Origin of the sequence: Aeromonas sp. LsrichE-8G, from assembly GCF_022869435.1 — a bacterium.
Taxonomy (GTDB): Bacteria; Pseudomonadota; Gammaproteobacteria; order Enterobacterales; family Aeromonadaceae; genus Aeromonas; species Aeromonas caviae.
On record NZ_JALIHH010000141.1, the window covers coordinates 21,252 to 23,394 of the forward strand.

Here is a 2,143-nt window from a genome sequence, read left to right on the forward strand (position 1 = left end):
TGGTCGACCTCACCGCTCCCGTTATCACCGTCTCTGCCCCCGACAACACCAACGATCGGACGCCGACCCTGACCGGTACCACGGATGCCCCCGCTGGCAGCACGGTGACTCTGGTAGTGACCGATGCCAATGGCAATCAGCAGACCCTGACCGCTACGGTACAACCGGATGGCAGCTTCAGCGTGGATGTCACCACACCGCTGGCCGAAGGGGGCTATCAGGTGACGGCCTCCGTGACCGATCCGGCCGGCAACACCGGCACCGCGACCGATGATGGCAGCGTGGACACTACGGCTCCGATCGTGACGGTGAATGCACCGGACAATACCAATGACAACACCCCGACCATCACGGGGACCACGGACGCCGCCCCCGGCAGCACGGTGACCCTTACAGTGACCGATGCCAACGGCAATCAGCAGACCCTGACCGCCACGGTACAACCGGATGGCAGTTACAGTGCGGATGTCGTGACGCCGTTGCCAGATGGGGGCTATGACGTGACTGCCAGCGTGACTGATCCTGCTGGCAACAGAGGCACGTCGAGCGACGATGGTAGCGTGGACACCACGGCGAACATCACGGTGAGCCTGGATGACGTGAACGCGGCCAATGTGGCCAACACGCCCATCAGCGGCACCTCCGATGTCGGCCCGAACCGCACCGTGACCCTGGTGATCAGCGATGCCACTGGTAAGAGCGTGACAGTCACTGCCGTCACCGATGCCGACGGCAACTACCAGACCCGCGCCGATCTGAGCGGGCTGGCGGATGGCAACCTGACCGTGGTGGCCAGCGTTACCGACGCGGCGGGCAACCCGGCCAGCGCCACCGACGACACTACCTTGCTCGATACCACTCCACCGAATGCCAGCATCACCCTGGATGGCAACATCACCCCTGACGATGTGATCAACGCGGCCGAGTCCAAGCAGGACATCGCCGTGACCGGTCGCGTGGGTGGCGACGTGAAAGAGGGCGACACCGTCACCCTGACCGTCAATGGCAAGGCCTTCACCGGTCTGGTCTTGGCCGACAAGACTTTCAGCATCAATGTGCCGGGTAGCGACCTGGTGGCCGATGGGGACAAGGTGATCGACGCCAAGGTGACCACCACCGACGCGGCGGGCAACAGCACCACGGCGGCCGATACCGAGGGTTACAGCGTCGACACCCAGGCCCCGAGCGTGGTGGTCCACATCGCCGACGACCAGCTGACCGTGGGTGAGACCAGTCCGGTGACCTTCACCTTCAGCGAGAAGGTGACCGGGTTCGAGCTGGATGATCTGACCGTGGTGGGCGGCACGGTTACCGACCTCAAGACCACTGACGGCGGCAAGACCTGGACCGGCACCTTCACGCCGACCCCGGGCTTCGAAGGCACTGCCAGCGTCACCGTGAACGAGGGCAGCTACACCGACCTGGCGGGCAACGCGGGCACCGGCGGCAGCGACACAGCCGGCGCCGATATCAAAGCACCGAGCGTGATCGTCAACATCGTTGACGACAAGCTGACCGTGGGCGAGACCAGCGAGGTCACCTTCACCTTCAGCGAGAAGGTGACCGGGTTCGAGCTGGATGATCTGACCGTGGTGGGCGGCACCGTGACCGGGCTGACCACCACCGATGGCGGCAAGACCTGGACCGCGACCTTCACCCCGACCCCGGGCTATACCGGCGAGGCCAGCGTCACCGTCAAGGACGGCAGCTACACCGATCTCAACGGCAACGTGGGCACTGGCGGCAGCGACAGCGCCACCATGGGCAACACCACCGCGGCCGGTGCGCCGACCGTGGTCATCACCGAAGACGTGAACAACGACGGCACCATCAGCAACACCGAGATCAGCGGCAAGGTGGACGTGGAAGTGAGCCTGCCGGGCGATGCCAAGGCCGGGGACACCCTCAAGGTGAGCGGCCAGGCCGACCGCCTGTTGACCGATGCCGACATCACCGCGGGCAAGGTGGGTTACGAGTTTGACCGTCCGGCGGACGGCGTGACGCTGACCGTGACCGCCACCATCGTGGACGCGGCGGGCAACGTCTCGCTGCCGGGCAGCGACAGCGCCACCATGGGCGACACCACCGCGACCGGTGCGCCGACCGTGGTCATCACCGAAGACGTGAACAACGACGGCACCAT

The 2,143-nt window shown here is 65.4% G+C and carries 1 protein-coding gene; it reads left to right on the forward strand.

From position 1 onward, the window contains the following. The coding region (locus MUW49_RS17670) for an Ig-like domain-containing protein (protein WP_244813027.1) at nucleotides 1–2,143 on the forward strand (2,143 nt) is incomplete at both ends.